The organism is Candidatus Magnetaquicoccus inordinatus (genome assembly GCF_004217665.1).
GTDB classification, from domain to species: Bacteria; Pseudomonadota; Magnetococcia; order Magnetococcales; family Magnetaquicoccaceae; genus Magnetaquicoccus; species Magnetaquicoccus inordinatus.
In genome coordinates this window covers 1-1,295 of record NZ_RXIU01000469.1, presented here as the reverse complement: position 1 = coordinate 1,295, position 1,295 = coordinate 1, and the positions used below count along the sequence as shown (strand labels likewise).

1 protein-coding gene is annotated in these 1,295 nt (G+C 50.3%); it reads right to left on the bottom strand.

Annotation, left to right across the window (positions count from 1 at the left end):
- Positions 1-1,208, bottom strand: a 1,208-nt coding sequence (locus EJP87_RS16600) for a DNA methyltransferase (RefSeq protein ID WP_265332139.1), incomplete at its 3' end; no start/stop codon positions are given.
- Between the last annotated feature and the right edge of the window lie 87 nt (positions 1,209-1,295).

The window sequence follows — 1,295 nt, the reverse complement described above, 5'->3', positions numbered from 1 at the left end:
CTCTTATCTTCGTAGGGCTTGTCATAAAGAAACTCAAACTCGGCCTTGGCGGCGATGGAGGCATCCATCTCCTGCTGGCGCAGGATACGCTGCCGCCACCACTCCGCATGCAGTTTTTTGGCTCCTTCAGGCCATTTGGGATCGGCCGCGCGGGCAATCTGCCACTCCTCCCAGGTGGTTTGCAAAAGGGCATTCAATTGCTGGCGCAAAGGCTCCAGCTTTTCCTGATACCTCTCCCAGATCAAGTCGATCTCGGCATTGTTGGCGATTGATTTCAGAGTGATGTGCGGCACCCGTTCATAAACAAAGCCCTGGCGTATATCTCCGTGAGTGGATGATTTGGCGGGGAGGGTTCGGCTGATTTCCGACTCTTTTTTCTGTCCCTCTGGGCTGTCTGCCAACAGATAGTAGGGATAACGCGCCCCCATGATCCGTGCTCGCGCCAAGGCCAGGGCCACACGTGAGGTATCGATGGTAATCCAACGCCTCCCCCACTGCTCAGCCACAAAAGCGGTGGTACCGGAACCACAAGTGGGGTCCAGGACCAAATCACCGGGGTCTGTGGTCATGAGGAGGCAGCGTTTGATAGCCTCTGTTGCAGTTTGTACCACATAAACTTTTGGATCGGTTCGACTCTGTACCCCTCCAATATCCAACCAAACGTTTGTCTGTGGGACAATTGCAAAATCATCCAAACACCGCACATAACGAATCGAATTTCCCTCCTCAATTACTCGCTCTGTTTTTGCAATGCGTGACAAACCAGACACCGTCGTCTTCCAATGCAAACCATTCGGTGGTACCCAGCGTTTACCACGGAAACAAAACATCTGCTCTGAATTTGCTGACACGCCTTGCGACGTCAACTGATCTGACGTCGCAAGGCGCGTCAAATCAAAAGCAGAATTATTTAATGCAGAAATTGTCGATGCTGGCCTGTATTTTGATGCACCTTCATCACCTGCACTCTTTAGAGAATAAACATTTCTATACTTTATACAATTAACATTTCGAGCATACCAAACAATATGGTCTGTTACACTGGATAAATTTGACCCGGAAAACCCTGTTGTTTTGGCATATACAATAACAGAAACAAAATTCTCTTCTCCAAACACCTCATCCAGCAACACTCTGACCCGATGGACATTCTCATCCCCAATCTGCACAAAAATGGACCCGCTCTCCGTCAACAAATCCCGCGCCACGGTCAAGCGATCCCGCAGATAGGTCAGATAGGAGTGAATGCCATCCCGCCAGGTATCCCGAAAGGCTTTGACCTGTTCCGGTTCGCG